We start from the raw sequence: 15429 nt of genomic DNA on the forward strand, positions 1-15429 counted from the left end.
GAAAGCCCCCGGGGATCGTCCCCGGGGGCTTTTTCGTGTGCGAGGGCCGGGATGCGCATCCTGCTGATCAACCCGAACACCAGCGCGGCGATCACCGATCTGGTCGCCAGGCATGTCTGCGCTCAGCTCGGGGACCAGGCCGCGTTGCGCGCCGTCACCGGGCGTTTCGGGGCCCGCTACATCGCGAGCCGCAGCGCCGCGGCCATCGCGGGCCATGCGGCCCTCGACGCCTTGGCCGAGCACGAGGCAGGGTGCGACGCCGTCTATCTCGCGTGCTTCGGCGATCCGGGCCTGTTCGCGCTGCGCGAGATCGCCCGGGTGCCGGTGGTCGGTATGGCGGAAGCCGCCTGCCACGAGGCTGCAGCGCGGGGCCCGTTCGGGATCGTGACCGGCGGCGCCGCCTGGGAGCCGATGCTGCGGGAGTTCGTGGCCGCGCTGGGTCTCGCCGACCGCCTCGCCGCGATCCGCACCGTCGCCCCGAGCGGCGCCGCGATCGCCCGTGATCCGGACGCCGCTCTGGCCGGGCTGGCCGAAGCCTGTGGGGCCTGTGCGGAGGCTGGCGCCGTCACCGTGATCTTGGGGGGCGCGGGGCTCGCCGGCCTCACGGCGCGCCTGGCATCGCGCGTTGCGTGCCCGCTGATCTGCTCGGTCGAGGCCGGAACCCGCTCTGTCCTGGCGGCAGCGCGTGGGTCTGCGCAGCTGCGACAGGCTCCGGAACCGGCCGAGACTACGGGGCTCGCGCCGGCCCTGACGGCACGGATGGCCGATCGCGGGTAGCGTTCAGGTCAAGCGGGCGGCGGATCTTGCGCCCGACCGGCCGCATGCCGTAACGGTCGGTCGCGGGGCGGTTAGCTCAGTTGGTAGAGCGTCTCCTTTACACGGAGAGGGTCGGCGGTTCGAGCCCGTCACCGCCCACCATATACATCAGGGACTTGAAACCTGCGGCGGGCCTGCGCGAAGTGGCGCACGGTGCAGCCGTGGTTCAAGTTCGGCCCGGGCTACCGCTTCGCACTTGAGGCCGAGGGGCCGCGCGTCGGCGATCAGGCTGCGCGCCACAAGTTGCCGGGGCTGTCGGCCGTACTCGGCTACGCGCACGCGGAACACAAGCGGCTCGATCTGGTGCCGATTACGAGGCCGGACAGGCCTCCGGCCCGGGATCGGTGGCTGACCCGCTCGCAGGCCGCGCAAATGCCGCTCGCCGCGCCGAGCCTTCGGCGGGCGGGCGGGAAGGCGAAGGCGGTCTGGCGGCGACACAGCGATAGTGATGCGCGCGCTGCTGATCCAGTTCCATGTCGCCCGGTTCATCCTGGCGGGCCCCTACACGGGTACCCGGCATGAAGCGATCCTCCGTCTGAAGTGGATCGAGGTCACGTGTTCCGGCTTCGTGGATCTGCGCTCCGGCCTCATCGACCGGCACGGCACGGCCGAGGGAAAATCATCGACGCGGCGGATGCCGATCCCGATGTTGAAATGGCTGGCTGCGCCCATGCGGCGGTGGCGGCGATCCGGTGCCTACGGGATCGAGTTTGAAGGATGGCAAATCCTGCCTCTGCGCCGCGCTTGGACCACCGGTGCGCGCGGCGAGGAGATCTAGCGCCACGTCCTACGGCACACTTTCGCGACCTGGGCCGTTATGGACGGGATGCCGTTCGGCACGGTGGCGAAGGCGCTCGGCACGACCGAGCGCGTGGTCGAGGACGTCTATGGGCGTCACTCGCCCGAGCACCTGCGCGGCGGCGTCGAAAGCGTGTCCGGACGGCGCAGGTAGCCGAAAGGGATGAAGAGACGAACAGTCATGCGCGATACCGAGGTCAGCATCAGGTTTTTTTTGGCGGGAAAGGAGTGGGGTGCCCGCTTCTGGCGGCAGGTCCCACGCCGAGGCGAGGAGGTCATGCTAGGCGGAAAGCATGAGGTCCGTGGCGCTTACCGGGTGACGCGCGTGGTGTGGGGTGTCGAAGGGCCGGACGAAGAGCTGCTTGGCATCCAGGCCGTCAACGTCGAGGTCGAGCCCGTCGGGTAGGGCGGAGGGCACCTGGCGGCCGAGCCCGGAACAGGGCGCTGGTTATTCTCCGGAAACGGAGGTTTTCTGGGCCCCAGAATAGCCCACTACGGCACTGCTGCGGAGGACCGACATATTATGGCAACAGACCACCAATCCTTTACTCGGATTGGGTCGGGGGTTTGAGGCTCTCATCATCCGCCAACCACGATCTTGTTGCACACCAGACACCCCGATTTTTGCAGCGGAGCATGACACAAGCGAGAGATCATAAGATCGAAGCTGCGATCGGGGCCAGCTGCGCGGTCGCGAGCGCCGAGCCTTTGACCCTTCGTTTGGACCGGACCCTCGACGGCGTGAAGGCGATCGGACGGCCTTCTGCGGCCCATAAACAGCTGGCCGACACGGCGTCCCGGCCGGGCACGGGCTGCTCGATCGTGAAGAATGCCGTGGCCTTGGCCTCTCCGGCGCAGAGATGAGTGAGGCCGCCGCTTCCGAGGCTCAGCCACGGCACTGGTTTTACGACAACAAGGGTTTGGTGGCGCTGTTCTGCCTCTTGTCGGTCGTCGCCATCTTTTGGCAGGTCAGTCGCTTCGAGGGCTTTCAGCCGATCTTCACCTGCGGCGGCCCCGAGGGAATCGATCGGGCGGTGCTGTCGTCCGGCATGCAGGCGTGCATGGCCGATGCAAAATCGCAGGCGGCGCAGGCGCGCTGCATGCACGTCGTCTACGTTCTGGCGTGTACCGACGAAAGATGGCGATAATCGACGATAGCCATCTTCGGGCGGTGGTCGACGCCTTCGTCGGTGGCAGCAGCATCGACGCCCGCCCCACCGTCTCGCGTCGCCGCCGAGAGGCTCACGACGGAGAGCGCGCGGCGACGCCACGCGCCGGAATGTCGATCGCGCCGGCGGAACGGCGTTAGCGCGCGAATCTGGCCGGCCTCAAACCTTCGCCTCGACCAGCAGATCGACCGTCGCATCCATGCCCTCGACCTGCGGGACGTGCTGAACCAGCATCACCTTGTAGAACTCGGGCGCCTGCGCCCCGGCGAGCGGCGGAAGCACGATGGTCTCCCCGATGCGCGGCACAACGATGAAATCCCAGGCGCCGAGTTTCTCGGTGGTCGTCAGCATCAACGTGCAGTGTACAGTCATTCCAACCTCCTGCCTGAATCTACGTGGCATCACCGCTCGCAGGGCGTCCAGCCGCTCGGCACGAACCGGAGCGGGGGGCGACGCCGCCCCGAGGTCTCAAGAAGCAGCCACTTCGAGGTATCCGACTTTGGAACACCGGGTCGGAACACCGGCCCCCGGCCTCCAAACGCGCCGTTTCCTTGACAGGTCGAGCGACGGCAAAATGCCGACCGGGCGTCGGTTCGCCCCTCTGAACGGGCCGCCTCACAGGCCATCGAACACCCGATCGAGATCCTGAACGGACCGTTCGATCGAGAAGCGCGCCGTGACCGTGCTGCGCCCATCCGCGGCTAGGCGGGAGGCCATCGCGCGGTCGCTCAGGAGCGAGCGCAAGGCCTCGGCCAGGGCCACGCCGTCTCCCGGCGGATAGAGGAGGCCGGTCGTCCCGTGATCGATGATCTCGCCCACCCCGCCGCCCCGCGTGGCGACCACGGGACGGCCCAACGCCATGCCCTCGACGATGACGCGTCCGAACGGTTCCGGGTCGATCGACGTGTGCGCCACGATATCGACCGCCGCCATGAGGCGCCGGACGTCCTTTCGGAAGCCCAGGAATTTGACCCGATCGGACAGGTGCTTCTGTTCGACCAGGGCCCGGATGCGATCGAAATAGGCGCTGTCCTGATAGGTCGCGTCACCGACCACGAGGGCCTGCAGGCCCGGAACACGCTCCACCGCCTCGATCAGAACGTGCTGGCCCTTCCACGTGGCGATACGGCCGAACAGGCCGACCGTCGGAAGATCCGGCAGACCGGCTTCCTGCAGGACCGAACCGCGATCCGTGTCCGAGGCGGCGGGGACATCCGCCGCGAAATCGAAACCGTTGTAGACGACGGAGATCGAGTCGGCCCTGCCGCCGCATTCGATCAGAGCGTCCCGGGCGGCCAGGGAATTGGTCACCACGTGGGACGTCATGTGGTTGGCGAAGAAGACCAGGGCCCGCCGCATCGTTGGCGAGAAACTGCTGTCCGTCACCAGATCGTGCAGGATCCAGACGAACGGCTTGCGCGCGAGGCGTGCGGCGAGACCGGCCAGGAACAGGGACTTCTGGCTGTTGGCGCAGACCACGTCGACGCCGCGAAAAGCCCTGATCAGTGCGCCCACGACCGCGAAGATGCCGATCAGGGCCGAGACGACAGCGCGAATGCTTGATCCGCGCTTCAGCCTCAGGATCTGAGCGCCGGCCTTCACGGTCCTGGCGTCCGATCCCGCATCGATCAGATCCTGAACCAAAGGTCCGTCGTCGAGGAAGACGACCGGCCAATGGCGGCCGGTCTGCTTCGCATGGACGACGATATCGCGAAGAAAGAGTTCGGCGCCCCCGTAATGGGCAGCATGCGTGACGAACAGAATCTTCTTCATGGTGCGTTCCGGGCCATGACCGACAGGCGCGCCACGCCGATGATGCAGGAGAAAGTCCAGGCTCCGGTGTTTCCACCCGCCGGAGCGCTGAAGGGTGCGGTGCGAGCTGGGCGATCCATCAGGCCATCAGACCTTTCCGAGTGCGCCCCAGCGAAACGGCGTCCATTCCGGCGGCGCGCTCTAAAGGTTGGGCCGGCTGTCCGCCCCCGATCGCGCCATGGTCCGGTCGATGAACTGCGACATCTCGCGGGTGAAACGATCCAGGCCGAACTCCGAGGCCCGGCGGGCGATACGCTCCGGTTCGAAGGCGATCTGCCGGCTGCGCTCGACCGCGTCGATCAGGCAATCGACGGTCTGTTCATGGAAGAACGTGCCGGTGATCGAATCCTGGACGGTTTCCGTCGCTCCGCCGCGCGCATACGCGATCACCGGGCGGCCGCTCGCCATCGCTTCGACCGGAACGATGCCGAAATCCTCCTCGCCCGGGAAGATCAGGGCTTGGCAGCGTGCATAGTGATGCTGAAGGACCGGGAAGGGCTGCGGCCCGAGGATCTTCACCGTGGGACCCGCGAGGCTGCGCAGCTCACGCAGCATCTCGCCGCCGCCGATCACCACCAGGGGCTTCTGCAGCCGGTTGAACGCTTCGACGGCCAGTTCGGGGCGCTTGTAGCGGACGAGTTCGCCCACCATCAGGTAGAAATCGCCGATCTCCTGGTCGGGTACGATGGAGAAGGCAGCCGTATCGACCGGCGGATAGACCACCGTCGCCTGGCGCCGATAGTAGGTCTCGATGCGACGGGCGACCGTGGCGGAATTCGCCACGAACTCGTGGACGCGGTTGGCGGAAATCGCGTCCCAATTGCGAATGTAATGTGCCGCGGGCGGCATGACGAGTCGGTTGATGAAACCCGTGCGCTCCCGGTAATCATGGAACATGTTCCAGACGTAGCGCATCGGGGAGTGGCAATAGCAGATATGGGTCGAGGCGGAGGGCGGGATGATGCCCTTCGCGGGCCCTGACTCGCTGCTGATCACGAGGTCGTAGCCGCGCAGGTCGAGCTGCTCCAGCGCCATGGGCATGAGCGGCAGGTACGACTTGTATTTCGCCACCGAGAACGGCAACCGGCCGATAAACGACGTCTTGATCTGGTGCGCCTTGATGGTCGGGGAGATCGCCGCCGGATCATAGACGTGGGTGAAGATATCGGCGTTCGGATACATGTTGCACAGGGCTTCCACGACCTTCTCGCCGCCGCGCATTCCCACCAGCCAGTAATGAACGATCGCAACTTTCATTCAGTTTGCCTCGGCCTGGAACGGACTGGTTTTTCGAGATATCTCGCGCGGCACCAATTCGAGACGCGGTGGCGCGGGCTGTGCTGTGGTGGCCTTCGGCGCAGACTGCATCTTCGCGGTCTCGACGATGGAGACGTCCTCCATCGTCGAGACCGCGGTGCCAGCGTGTGCTGCAGCCGTGTGTGGCGGGTCGGGCGCCCTGCGGCGCGCCGAGCCGGTGTCTACGTCGGTGCAGAGCGTCTAGCGGATGCTCTTCAGCTGCGCTCCGGGAAGCTGGCCGGCCGCCTGCTCGGACCCGAGCTCGCTGCGCCCGGTCTCGGCGAAGTCGGGCCGCCGGTTGATCCGCACGCGGATGACGTCCTCGGGGAAGACGGGCGTGCTCTCCTCGGCTGCGATCTCCTGCGCCTTGCCGTCGACCTTTCGGACGATGCTGTAGGAGATCCGGGCGTTTCGATCGCTCGCCTTCGAGATGAAGCCGTCTGTCTCGGACAGCAGCGCCTGGGCCGTGCTGATCTTCTCCTTGGTCTCCTGCATCTTCAGGGAGACCTCATGGATTTCGTCGGAGACCGAATTCCTGAACTTGTTGCGCAGCTCCAGGCTGTCCCGATCGGCCTTGCTCAGCTCCTGCTGGGCACGAAGAATCGAGGTCGAGATATCGAGCTTGGACGACTCGAATTGCGCGAGCTGCTGTTCGAGGGTCGATTGCCGCGCGTTGACGGTGAGACCCTTGTTCATGAGCGTATCGACCGCATCCCGCTCGCGCTTGGCGAGTTCGATCTGGCGTTGCTGCGACTGCGCCCGCTCGTTGAGCGAGGTGACCTCCTGGGAGAGGAGCACCTTGAGCGCCTCGTAGGACTTGAGCTGCGCGCGCATCGACTCCTTGCGCGACTGGAAGATGCTGCCCTGCTGCTTGATGAAATCGCGGACGGTCGGGTTGCTGGCCTGATTGTTGATTTCGGCGGGGAAGGTGATGCTGTTGGCGTCCGCCAGTTCCGCGTTCAGGCGCGCCAGCCGCGTCATGTAGGAGGACAGGCTCAGCTGCAGGACGTTGAGGTCGCCCTCACCGCTGATCGATTCCCGCTCCGGCCGTTCGTCGGCAGTCCGGCGGAACCCGCCCGCGATGCCGACCGCCTGGAGGACCGTCAGGTTGGGGCGGTAGGGGTAGTCGCCGGCCTTGGTGACCGGACCGAGGATGTAGAACGGGCGGTACTGGGTGATCTCGATCGCGATCTCGGGCCGCTTGACGGTGCCGATCTTCTTGACGAGGCCCTCCGCGATGACGTCGGACAGTTCGCTCGTCGTTTTTCCCGTCGCCTTGACCTCGCCGATCAGCGGCAGCGAAATGTAGCCCGACGAATTGATCGTGTATTCCCCGGATATCGCGTCCCACTCGTAGACCTGAGCCTGCGAGGCGCGCCATTCGCTCGCGCGCACGCGGGTCTTGTCGCCGGCACCGAGCCTGTAATCGCTGTCGACGGCGTGGCCGCTTGTCGGAACCATCACGATCAGGGCGACCAGCGAACAGACGACGGCCAGAGATCTGGAGCCGGCGAGACGCATGCGTATTATTCGGCGGTTCAAGCCGCCCGCATGTTTATCCATGGTCGTAATCCTTACGCGTCGCCGATCCGGAAATTAAGCCATTCCTAATATCGGATCCAGGCGGAAACCCGCCCGATCTGAAATCTTGGTATCCGGCCCAGCCGCAACCCGACATGGCCTGCCTGCCGGGATCGGCGCCCGCTCGCACTGGAACCCGGCGCATCATCGGCAGGAGCCAGGCGCGTCGTGTCGTCCGCGAGCCGAACAAGGTGAGCGCGCGCGGATGCGTCGCCGCGGACTCTGCCGGGATGGCTAGGCCGCGTCCAGCGCCACAAGCCGGCTTCCCAGGTTGGAGAATGCGGAGGACCGGTCGTCCCGGAGGAAATCGGGGGGTATCGACCGGACGGGCGGCGTTCGCGCGTCGCGACTTGCTGGCCGTTGGGGACGTCAACGTCTCTGTGCCGGTCATCGATCCGGTGCCTCCTGGGCTGATCGAGCAACCAGTTCAGCGCGACCTGAAACCAAGCCTTGTCCGACGACCGGAATGACCGCCTCACGTTGTGCAGCGCAGCATGTCCCGGATATACACGACAACAGGCGCAAACGCCTATTGGCCAATCATGAGACTTTTGTAACGGACGTGAGCGGCTCGAGACTCCCGGGCCTGCGCATCACAGCCGTTTGGTCGCCGCGACCCAGCGGCGCTCGACCCACCCGGCGATGCGGCACCACAGAGCGTTTGGAAGCCAGTACAGCTTCACCGCGATGGCGCAGCAGGCCAGCAGCACCAGGAATAGATACGCCACCGCGTTCAGCATCAGGCTCGGCGGCTCGTCGACCTCGGCCCGATCGTACCAGATCGGGTCGTCGTACCGGCGCGGATCATTATCGTCCAACACTGGGATCCCTCCATCACGCGCCGGGGCGCGGCAGGAGACATTAGCAAATCATTTACCAATGCCGCTGTCACGGTCGACTGACGGATTGGCGGTCGATCGACCCGGGTATTTCCTGTGAGTTTCGGTGATTGATCACGAACCACGCCCCGCACCGCGGCGTGGTCCGGCCGCGGCGCCATAGAGTGGCGCCATTTCAGCCCCCGTGCGACGCAGGCTCGCCTTGCGGCCGGACGGGCGAAACGCTAGGGATCTGAGCCCGTAAACGGGATGTCGGGGTGTGGCGCAGTCTGGTAGCGCACCTGGTTTGGGACCAGGGGGTCGTAGGTTCGAATCCTATCGCCCCGACCATTTGTTCAGGAGCCTGTCGCGTCAGATGCCGAGTGCCCGCATCTTCCGTCCGTCCCGGGATGCCACGCAGTCCGGCCTCGCCCGGACCAAGCAGTGGGTCCTGGAGTTCGACCGGACCAGCCCGCGCGAGATCGATCCGCTGATGGGCTGGAACGGATCCTCCGACATGATGCAGCAGGTCCGGCTGGAATTCGACACGGAGGAGGAGGCGGTGGCCTACGCCAAGCGCGAGGGCATCGCCTACCGCGTCGAGCAGCCGGCCAAGCCCGCCGCCCGCAAGGGCCTGTCCTATTCGGATAACTTCAAATTCAACCGCACCGCGCCCTGGACGCACTGAGGCGTCAGGCGTCCCGCCGCGCCCGCCATGCCGGGTAGGGCGAATCGCCCGCCGGTCTGAGCTGGCTGAGCTGCATCGGTTGCGCGTCGAGGGGCTGGCACAGCTCGGCATAGATCGAAGCGCTTCCGGCTCCGTACTGCTCGGCCTCCTCGGCCGAGAACGCGAAGTAGCCGCGCTTGAAGCCGGCTAGCCGCATCGCGGCGTGGCACATCGGGCAGGGGCGCCCGCTTGCATACATCACGCAATCGGACAGGTCGCGGCGGCCCAGGATCCGGCTCGCCTCACGCAGCGCCACCATCTCGGCATGGGCGCTCGGGTCGTTGGTCGCGTGGACGGTGTTGGCCGCCCGGACGAGGACGGCGCCGTCGCGCACGATCACGGCCCCATAGGGCGAGCCGCCCGCAGCGACGTTCTCGGCGGCGAGCGCGACGGCCTCGCCGATATAGGATTCGTGCGTGGACATGATCCTGCCCCTCTCAATGGCGCTCCAACGCCGGGCCCGGCCGGGAGTTCAGAACGCGTAGCGAACCGTGCAGGTGGGCAGGGTCTCGGCGAGGAGCGCCTTGAAGCGCGTGAGCCACCGGCCCTTCCAGCCGGCCCGGTAACGCAGGTTCGCGCCTCCGCCCTCCGACACCTTGGCCTCCTGGATGTCGGGCCGCCACAGCAGATCCTCAGCGCGGGGGTGCCAGCCCAGATTGACCGCGTGCAGATCCGCGTTGTGGGTCAGCATGATGATCTCGCATTTGAGCTGCGCCCTGGCGGCGTCCGAGAGCGTGCCGTCGATCTCGGCGAAGAGGGCGCGCCAATCGGCCTCCCAGCCCTCGTACAGGATCACGGGCGAGAAGTTGGCGTGGACCTCGTAGCCCGCCGCCACGAAATCGTTGATCGCGGCGATCCGCTCCGGCATCGGGGCAGTGCGCACGTCGACGATTCGGGCGATGCGCGCCGGCATGAGCGAGAAGCGGATCCGCGTCTTGCCCTGCGGATCGTAGTTCAACAGGTCGCGGTTCACGGTCTTGGTGGCGAAGGACGCCTTCGCGTTCGGCAGGTCGCGGAACAGCGCGATCAGGCTCCCGACGCCGCTGCTCACCGCGGCATCGACCGAGAGATCGCCGTTCTCCCCGATGTCGTAGATCCAGAAGGCCGGATCGATCAGGTCCGGTGCCGGCAGGGGGCCCTGGCGCGCGGCGTGGCGTTGGATCGCCGCGCAGGCCTGCTCGATATTCACGAATAGCGAGATCGGGTTGGCGAAGCCCTTCCGGCGCGGCACGTAGCAATAGGCACAGGCCATCGCGCAGCCGTTGGAGGTCGAGGGCGCGATGAAATGGGCGCTCCGGCCGTTCGGCCGCATGGTCAGGCCCTTCTTTACCCCCAGCACGAGGGTCGAGCGCTTGATCCGTACCCAATCGTCCACCGATCCGGCGTTGCCGTGCAGGTCCGGGATGTTCCAGTGCGACGGTACCGGGATGCGCTCGGCCTCGGGGAAGCGCGCGAGGATCTCCTGACCGAGCGGGTAATCGGCCACGACGGGTTCGTGGTAGATCCGTCGGATATCGAGGAGATCGCGCGTGAGGGCCATGTTAAATCCGGGGGCCGGACGCGGCCCGACGCACGATATGGGGTCCGGCCGCAGGCCCGGAATGGCTTGCGACCCCTGGTCCTGGGCCGTCCCCGTTCGCGAGGGCCGGAACGCGAGTGCGCCCCGGAGCAGAGCCATCATAGGTCATGGCCAAGACTTTCTATTCGCGTGTCGCATGCCGCGTCGCGGCGATCGACAGCGGATCCAGCGCTTTGTTTTGATTTGGTCACGTTGGCCGAACCGGCGTCACCGCGGCAGAAGACAGGCGATGCCCAAAGGTCGGCTCAATCCCAACCGTCTGTAGACGCCGGTTGCCCTGCAACATTATCTTACGATTCATGAAGCATCATCGGGCGTCGCTGAGTGGGCGCGCCATGATTGTTCGGGATCAGGAGATGTCGGTTCCGGTGCCTCCGGGCTTGGGTGAGACGGCGTTTCGGGCCGGGGCGCTCTCACGCGCGCTCGTCCGACGGGACCAGCTCGAAGCCATGCGCGGCAGCGTGCTGACGGCGATTCCCGTCAACATGCTGCTTGGGCTCGCGAGCATGCTGGTCGCGTATCACAGTGGGCACGGTGAAGCCGGCGTCGTCTGGTTCGCGTTCTCCACGATCGTGAACCTGGCTCGGATCGGCCTGTGCCGTGCGACCTGTCTCGGGCTGGGCCTGACGTCGGAGACGCCGCCGGCCATGGCCGCCGCGGCCATGCAATCGGTCGATCGGCACCTGCGCGCCTGCATCGCGGCGGCGTTCCTGTCCGGCTTGGTCTGGGCCTGCCAGCCGCTCCTCTGCGCGGGTTACACTTCGGCGCAGACCTTGTTCTACCTCGCGATCACCTGCGGCATCACCGCGGGCGCAGTCACGCACGGGACCGCCTATGCGCGGATCCCGCTGGCCTTCATCCTGCCGCCGCTGCTCTCCGTCACCATCTGCCTCGTCGCGGTCGGCGATTTCGACCGGACCTGCCTCGCGGTCTGCGTGCTGCTCTACCTCCTCGCCCTAACGCACACGGCGTTCCGGAGCGAGGCCGGTTTCCGGGAGGCGAGCCGGATCAAGAACGAGGCAACCGCGCTGGCGCGGTCGCGCGCGGAGGCCCATGCCAGCGTGAGCGCCTTGGCGGACGAGATGCGCCGACGCGCCACGCATGACGACCTGACGGGCCTGCTCAATCGGGCGGGGTTCATCCAGCAGGCGGAGAGCCGCCTCCCGGCCAGCTCGATCAGCCTGCTGCTGCTCGATCTCGACGGCTTCAAGCTCGTCAACGACGTTTACGGGCACAAGGCGGGCGACCGGGTGCTGGTCGAGGTTGCTCGGCGCATCCGCGCGGAACTGCCGGAGAGCGGCCTCGCGGCGCGGCTCGGGGGCGACGAGTTCGCGGTGCTGTACGACCCCGCCGCGTCCGGCATGCCGCACGACCGGCTTGCGGCGGCCCTCGTCGCCGCGGTCGCGCAGCCCCTGGACGGTTTCGATGCGGGTCGGCTCGGGGTGAGCATCGGCGTTCATCCCGGCCCTGAACCGAGCCTGACGGAGATGCTGAGCTGCGCCGACGCGGCTCTGTACGCCGCCAAGGCGGCCGGTCGGAACCACTATCGGATGTTCGATGCAGGTCTGCGCGAGCGGCTGCAGATCCGTCGCGATCTGGAGCGCGACCTCTCGACGGCCCTGGCGGAGGGTACTCCGGAGGTGTGGTTCCAGCCGATCTACAGCATAGACGCCACGACGCTGGTCGGGCTCGAAGCCCTGGTGCGCTGGCAGCATCCGCGGCTCGGCTGGATCGCGCCGCCCGACCTGGTGGCCACGGCGGCAACCGCCGGGCTGACCGAGTCCCTGCTGCGCTACATCCTCGAACAGGTCTGCGCGATGATGCAGATCCTGCGCGGCCGAGGACTCGGAAACGTCCGTGTCGCCATGAACGTCTCCCCTCAGGAGATGGCACAGGTGCCGGTGGACGAGATCGTCATCGAGCGCTTGCGCGGCCTCGACCTGCCGGCCGCGATGCTCGAGATCGAGATCACCGAGGAGACCGCGCTCGATATCGCGGCCGTTCAGGGCAAGCTCCAGGCCCTGTCGCGGGCGGGCATTCGCGTGGCGCTCGACGATTTCGGAATCGGTTACTCGTCGCTGTCGTCGCTGCGCCAGCTACGGGCGGACCGGATCAAGATCGATCGGAGCTTCGTCACCGGGCTCAGCGCCTCGGACGACAAGCGCGGCCTAGTCCTCGCGGTGCTGGGCCTCGGTCGCATGCTCGGGCTCGAGGTCGTGGCCGAGGGTGTCGAATCCGACGAGGATCTCCGCACCCTTCAGACGATGGGCTGCCCGTTTCTCCAGGGCTACCACCTCGGTCGGCCGATGCCGGGGTGTGAACTGGAGGTCAAGGTGTTCGCAAACCACATCGAAGCCGCCTGAGCGGGCGGGTCGGCGCGTTATCCGTTTGACCGGAATGCCGGCGCTTGGCGCGAAACCTGCGGCCCGGCGCGCCCTTCGCCGGGCGCGCTCCGCCGCCCCGGCCGGGGCGGAAGTTGCCGAGCATTCGGGCAGCAGATGCTTGCGCATTCCGCATTTGCGGAATGACCGTTGGAAAACTGCGGTTTTTCACGCGTGATGTATTGATATAGTTATTGCTTAACTAGAGCCGTGCGGCATGGTGACCGCGCAAATGATCATGGAAATTGCTATGTGCGCAGCGCGTAAGCGCACTGCCCTCTGCGGGATGGCCGCGGTCTGGACCGCGTGGGTGGCTCCCGCCTGGGCCGAGATGCGGATCGAGGCGGCGAAGATCACCGGGGGTGACCTCTGGATCATCGGATATGCCGACGACCCGGATGTCGAGATCACGCTCGACGGCCGGTTCCCGCAGCGGACCGACAGCAACGGCTATTTCGAGTTCCGGGTCGTCTATCACCCGGAAACTTGCATCGCGACCCTTCGAACGCCGAAGCAATCCCGCGGTGTCGTGGTCGGAGGTTGTGGGCAGCAGGGTCCTCAGGCCCCCGGCATCGTCGGACCGTCCGGGCCTCAGGGTCTCCGTGGCGAGACGGGTCCGAGGGGGGAAACCGGCCCGGCTGGCGAGGCGGGCGCGACGGGGGTGCCGGGCCCGGTCGGTCCGCCCGGTCCGGCAGGAATTGCCGGTGTACAGGGCGAGCCCGGTCGGCCCGGGCCGGCCGGCGAACCCGGTTCTGCCGGAGAAACCGGCCCATCCGGGGTGATGGGCCCGATGGGGCCCGCCGGACCGCGCGGAGCCCAGGGGCCGGTGGGTCCGCCCGGACCGGCCGGTCCACCCGGAAAGGCTGCGGCGCCCAACACCGTGCAGAGGGTGGCGCCGCCCCCCCGTCGCGCGGCGACCCGGCCGCGTCCGGACCGGGAGGAACCGTCTCCAAACGCCTCGTCCGATGTCGAGCCGGGCGGCGGCGTGACGTCGGAAGACCGCTACTGAGAAGGATTCGCAAACGGGGTGGCGGGTTTTGCGCCGAGCGCCTGCGACCGGCCCAGTACGCAAGCGGAGTATGCGTTGGCGTACCCCACGGGACGCGACAGTGGTCTCCCAACAGGGCTAGCAAGCGCGACAGGGTCCCTCTCCCGTGCGGGAGAGGCGACCTGTGCCTCGATCGGCGACGATGGTGTTACTGTCGGGTGCTGTGGGTGCGACCACGCAACTCTGTATAGAACCGCCCGATCGCGTTGTAATTGCAGCTGTCTCTAAGTCTGTATCTGACGCGCGCTCTTGTGCTGAACCTGTGTCCACTTCTTCGGTAGAGGCGGCACCTGCGCGTTCGGTCCCGCCAAGCCCATCAGACCCGGTAGTGATCCCGATACCAGCGGACGAACCGCTCCACGCCGACCTCGATGGGCGTGCTCGGCGCATACCCGACCGCGGCCGCGAGATCCTCGACATCCGCGTAGGTGGCGGGCACGTCGCCGGGTTGCATCGGCAGGAATTCCTTGCGCGCCTTGCGGCCCAGGCAGTCTTCCAAGATCTCGATCAGGCGCAGCAACTGTACCGGCTGGTGGGTGCCGATGTTGTAGACCCGATAGGGGGCGCTGCTGCTGCCGGGATCGGGCGCGTCCGAATTCCAGTCGGGATTGAGTGACGCCGGCGTCGCGGCGAGGCGCACGACGCCTTCGACGACGTCGTCGATATACGTGAAATCGCGCTGCATCTGCCCGTGGCCGAACACACGGACGGGCTCGTCCGCCAGGATCGCCCGGGTGAACAGGAACAGCGCCATGTCGGGACGGCCCCAGGGGCCGTAGACCGTGAAGAAGCGCAGACCGCTGCATGGGATGCCGTAGAGGTGACTGTAGCTGTGGGCGAAGAGTTCGTTCGCCTTCTTGGTTGCCGCGTAGAGGCTGACCGGATGATCGACGTTCTGGTGGACCGAGAACGGCATACGCGTCACCGCCCCGTAGACCGAGCTCGACGAGGCGAAGAGCAGGTGGCCGGCCCGCGCGTGCCGGCAGCCCTCCAGCACGTTGAGAAAACCGTCGATGTTGCTCCGCGCGTAGGCGTGCGGATTTTCGATCGAGTGGCGTACGCCCGCCTGCGCGGCGAGGTGGATGACCGTGTCGAAGGCCTGCTCTTGGAAGACGGCCTCCGTCGCCGCGCGGTCGGCGAGGTCGATCTTCTGGAACATGAACCTATCGAAACGCCTGAGCGCGGCGAGACGGCTCTCCTTCAGTGCAATGTCGTAGTACGCGTTCAGGTTGTCGAGTCCGACGACACGGCAGCCCGCCTCCAGGCAGCGCGTGGCGACGTGATAGCCGATGAACCCGGCCGCCCCGGTCACCAGGACTTGTTTCATCGCGTGCTCCGAGGCTGCGGCACGCTCCGCATATACGTGCGGCGGCGGATTGTAGACACCCTGCACCGCAATCCGGA

The 15429-nt window shown here is 66.8% G+C and carries 17 protein-coding genes and 2 tRNA genes; 10 read left to right on the forward strand and 9 right to left on the reverse strand.

The features are described from left to right. Positions 1 to 51: 51 nt before the first annotated feature. The 6 genes from OXS49_RS06770 (at position 52) to OXS49_RS06795 (ending at position 2762) form a co-directional block, all read left to right on the forward strand. Entirely contained in the window at positions 52 to 777 is a 726-nt protein-coding gene (locus OXS49_RS06770; RefSeq protein ID WP_267422942.1) for an aspartate/glutamate racemase family protein, read from the forward strand. 65 nt (positions 778 to 842) lie between these two features. Then, a tRNA-Val gene (locus tag OXS49_RS06775) sits at positions 843 to 918 on the forward strand. 346 nt (positions 919 to 1264) lie between these two features. Continuing rightward, positions 1265 to 1594: a hypothetical protein gene (locus OXS49_RS06780; protein ID WP_267422943.1), complete on the forward strand. Its 330-nt coding sequence runs from the start codon at positions 1265 to 1267 to the stop codon at positions 1592 to 1594. A 48-nt stretch (positions 1595 to 1642) separates the two neighbouring features. Beyond that, a complete protein-coding gene (locus tag OXS49_RS06785) occupies positions 1643 to 1768 on the forward strand; it encodes a hypothetical protein (RefSeq protein ID WP_267422944.1) in 126 nt (41 codons plus the stop codon). A gap of 27 nt (positions 1769 to 1795) precedes the next feature. After that, positions 1796 to 2020: a hypothetical protein gene (locus tag OXS49_RS06790; RefSeq protein ID WP_267422945.1), complete on the forward strand. Its 225-nt coding sequence runs from the start codon at positions 1796 to 1798 to the stop codon at positions 2018 to 2020. A gap of 454 nt (positions 2021 to 2474) precedes the next feature. Beyond that, positions 2475 to 2762 (forward strand): hypothetical protein, encoded by a 288-nt coding sequence (locus OXS49_RS06795; RefSeq protein ID WP_267422946.1) that lies wholly within the window; start codon positions 2475 to 2477, stop codon positions 2760 to 2762. A gap of 180 nt (positions 2763 to 2942) precedes the next feature. On the opposite strand, the gene OXS49_RS06800 is transcribed toward OXS49_RS06795, so the two are convergent. The 6 genes from OXS49_RS06800 to OXS49_RS06825 all read right to left on the reverse strand — a co-directional run bounded on the left by OXS49_RS06800 (position 2943) and on the right by OXS49_RS06825 (position 8293). Beyond that, a complete protein-coding gene (locus OXS49_RS06800; RefSeq protein ID WP_243998774.1) occupies positions 2943 to 3155 on the reverse strand; it encodes a hypothetical protein in 213 nt (70 codons plus the stop codon). A 243-nt stretch (positions 3156 to 3398) separates the two neighbouring features. After that, positions 3399 to 4556, reverse strand: a complete 1158-nt coding sequence (locus tag OXS49_RS06805; RefSeq protein ID WP_267422949.1) for a glycosyltransferase family 4 protein — start codon at positions 4554 to 4556, stop codon at positions 3399 to 3401. Between the two features lie 180 nt (positions 4557 to 4736). After that, positions 4737 to 5852, reverse strand: coding sequence for a glycosyltransferase (locus OXS49_RS06810; RefSeq protein WP_243998778.1), 1116 nt, complete (start codon positions 5850 to 5852; stop codon positions 4737 to 4739). Beyond that, positions 5853 to 5996, reverse strand: coding sequence for a hypothetical protein (locus OXS49_RS06815; protein ID WP_267422950.1), 144 nt, complete (start codon positions 5994 to 5996; stop codon positions 5853 to 5855). Positions 5997 to 6092: 96 nt separating this feature from the next. Continuing rightward, the gene (locus OXS49_RS06820) at positions 6093 to 7412 is read right to left on the reverse strand and encodes a polysaccharide biosynthesis/export family protein (RefSeq protein ID WP_243998780.1); all 1320 of its coding nucleotides are present in this window, start codon (positions 7410 to 7412) and stop codon (positions 6093 to 6095) included. Between the two features lie 653 nt (positions 7413 to 8065). After that, positions 8066 to 8293, reverse strand: a complete 228-nt coding sequence (locus OXS49_RS06825; protein ID WP_267422952.1) for a hypothetical protein — start codon at positions 8291 to 8293, stop codon at positions 8066 to 8068. Between the two features lie 271 nt (positions 8294 to 8564). Between OXS49_RS06825 and OXS49_RS06830 the strand changes: the two genes are divergently transcribed. Together OXS49_RS06830 and OXS49_RS06835 are read left to right on the forward strand one after the other, a co-directional pair. Then, positions 8565 to 8641, forward strand: a tRNA-Pro gene (locus OXS49_RS06830). 25 nt (positions 8642 to 8666) lie between these two features. Continuing rightward, a complete protein-coding gene (locus OXS49_RS06835) occupies positions 8667 to 8978 on the forward strand; it encodes an ETC complex I subunit (RefSeq protein ID WP_243998785.1) in 312 nt (103 codons plus the stop codon). 4 nt (positions 8979 to 8982) lie between these two features. Here OXS49_RS06835 and OXS49_RS06840 read toward each other — a convergent pair whose 3' ends face one another. Together OXS49_RS06840 and OXS49_RS06845 are read right to left on the reverse strand one after the other, a co-directional pair. Further along, complete coding sequence (locus tag OXS49_RS06840; RefSeq protein ID WP_267422953.1) at positions 8983 to 9441, reverse strand: nucleoside deaminase; 459 nt, start codon at positions 9439 to 9441, stop codon at positions 8983 to 8985. A gap of 48 nt (positions 9442 to 9489) precedes the next feature. Next, on the reverse strand, positions 9490 to 10557 hold the full coding sequence (locus OXS49_RS06845; protein WP_243998788.1) for a spore photoproduct lyase family protein: 1068 nt from the start codon (positions 10555 to 10557) through the stop codon (positions 9490 to 9492). A 395-nt stretch (positions 10558 to 10952) separates the two neighbouring features. On the opposite strand from OXS49_RS06845, the gene OXS49_RS06850 reads away from it, so the two are divergent. Together OXS49_RS06850 and OXS49_RS06855 are read left to right on the forward strand one after the other, a co-directional pair. Continuing rightward, positions 10953 to 12959 (forward strand): bifunctional diguanylate cyclase/phosphodiesterase, encoded by a 2007-nt coding sequence (locus OXS49_RS06850; RefSeq protein ID WP_267422954.1) that lies wholly within the window; start codon positions 10953 to 10955, stop codon positions 12957 to 12959. Between the two features lie 268 nt (positions 12960 to 13227). Further along, positions 13228 to 13986 (forward strand): collagen-like protein, encoded by a 759-nt coding sequence (locus tag OXS49_RS06855; protein ID WP_267422955.1) that lies wholly within the window; start codon positions 13228 to 13230, stop codon positions 13984 to 13986. A 355-nt stretch (positions 13987 to 14341) separates the two neighbouring features. Here OXS49_RS06855 and OXS49_RS06860 read toward each other — a convergent pair whose 3' ends face one another. After that, entirely contained in the window at positions 14342 to 15352 is a 1011-nt protein-coding gene (locus OXS49_RS06860) for an NAD-dependent epimerase (RefSeq protein ID WP_267422957.1), read from the reverse strand. Between the last annotated feature and the right edge of the window lie 77 nt (positions 15353 to 15429).

The organism is Methylobacterium sp. GC_Met_2 (genome assembly GCF_026540795.1).
In the GTDB taxonomy this organism is placed as follows: Bacteria; Pseudomonadota; Alphaproteobacteria; order Rhizobiales; family Beijerinckiaceae; genus Methylobacterium.

What these genes read in the sequence shown, in the direction of transcription:
- OXS49_RS06770 (WP_267422942.1), top strand. Translation starts at nt 52, where the DNA reads ATGCGCATCCTGCTGATCAACCCGAACACCAGCGCGGCGATCACCGAT.
- OXS49_RS06780 (WP_267422943.1), top strand. Translation starts at nt 1,265, where the DNA reads ATGCGCGCGCTGCTGATCCAGTTCCATGTCGCCCGGTTCATCCTGGCG.
- OXS49_RS06785 (WP_267422944.1), top strand. Translation starts at nt 1,643, where the DNA reads ATGCCGTTCGGCACGGTGGCGAAGGCGCTCGGCACGACCGAGCGCGTG.
- OXS49_RS06790 (WP_267422945.1), top strand. Translation starts at nt 1,796, where the DNA reads ATGCGCGATACCGAGGTCAGCATCAGGTTTTTTTTGGCGGGAAAGGAG.
- OXS49_RS06795 (WP_267422946.1), top strand. Translation starts at nt 2,475, where the DNA reads ATGAGTGAGGCCGCCGCTTCCGAGGCTCAGCCACGGCACTGGTTTTAC.
- OXS49_RS06800 (WP_243998774.1), bottom strand. Translation starts at nt 3,155, where the DNA reads ATGACTGTACACTGCACGTTGATGCTGACGACCACCGAGAAACTCGGC.
- OXS49_RS06805 (WP_267422949.1), bottom strand. Translation starts at nt 4,556, where the DNA reads ATGAAGAAGATTCTGTTCGTCACGCATGCTGCCCATTACGGGGGCGCC.
- OXS49_RS06810 (WP_243998778.1), bottom strand. Translation starts at nt 5,852, where the DNA reads ATGAAAGTTGCGATCGTTCATTACTGGCTGGTGGGAATGCGCGGCGGC.
- OXS49_RS06815 (WP_267422950.1), bottom strand. Translation starts at nt 5,996, where the DNA reads ATGGAGGACGTCTCCATCGTCGAGACCGCGAAGATGCAGTCTGCGCCG.
- OXS49_RS06820 (WP_243998780.1), bottom strand. Translation starts at nt 7,412, where the DNA reads ATGCGTCTCGCCGGCTCCAGATCTCTGGCCGTCGTCTGTTCGCTGGTC.
- OXS49_RS06835 (WP_243998785.1), top strand. Translation starts at nt 8,667, where the DNA reads ATGCCGAGTGCCCGCATCTTCCGTCCGTCCCGGGATGCCACGCAGTCC.
- OXS49_RS06840 (WP_267422953.1), bottom strand. Translation starts at nt 9,441, where the DNA reads ATGTCCACGCACGAATCCTATATCGGCGAGGCCGTCGCGCTCGCCGCC.
- OXS49_RS06845 (WP_243998788.1), bottom strand. Translation starts at nt 10,557, where the DNA reads ATGGCCCTCACGCGCGATCTCCTCGATATCCGACGGATCTACCACGAA.
- OXS49_RS06850 (WP_267422954.1), top strand. Translation starts at nt 10,953, where the DNA reads ATGTCGGTTCCGGTGCCTCCGGGCTTGGGTGAGACGGCGTTTCGGGCC.
- OXS49_RS06855 (WP_267422955.1), top strand. Translation starts at nt 13,228, where the DNA reads ATGTGCGCAGCGCGTAAGCGCACTGCCCTCTGCGGGATGGCCGCGGTC.
- OXS49_RS06860 (WP_267422957.1), bottom strand. Translation starts at nt 15,352, where the DNA reads ATGAAACAAGTCCTGGTGACCGGGGCGGCCGGGTTCATCGGCTATCAC.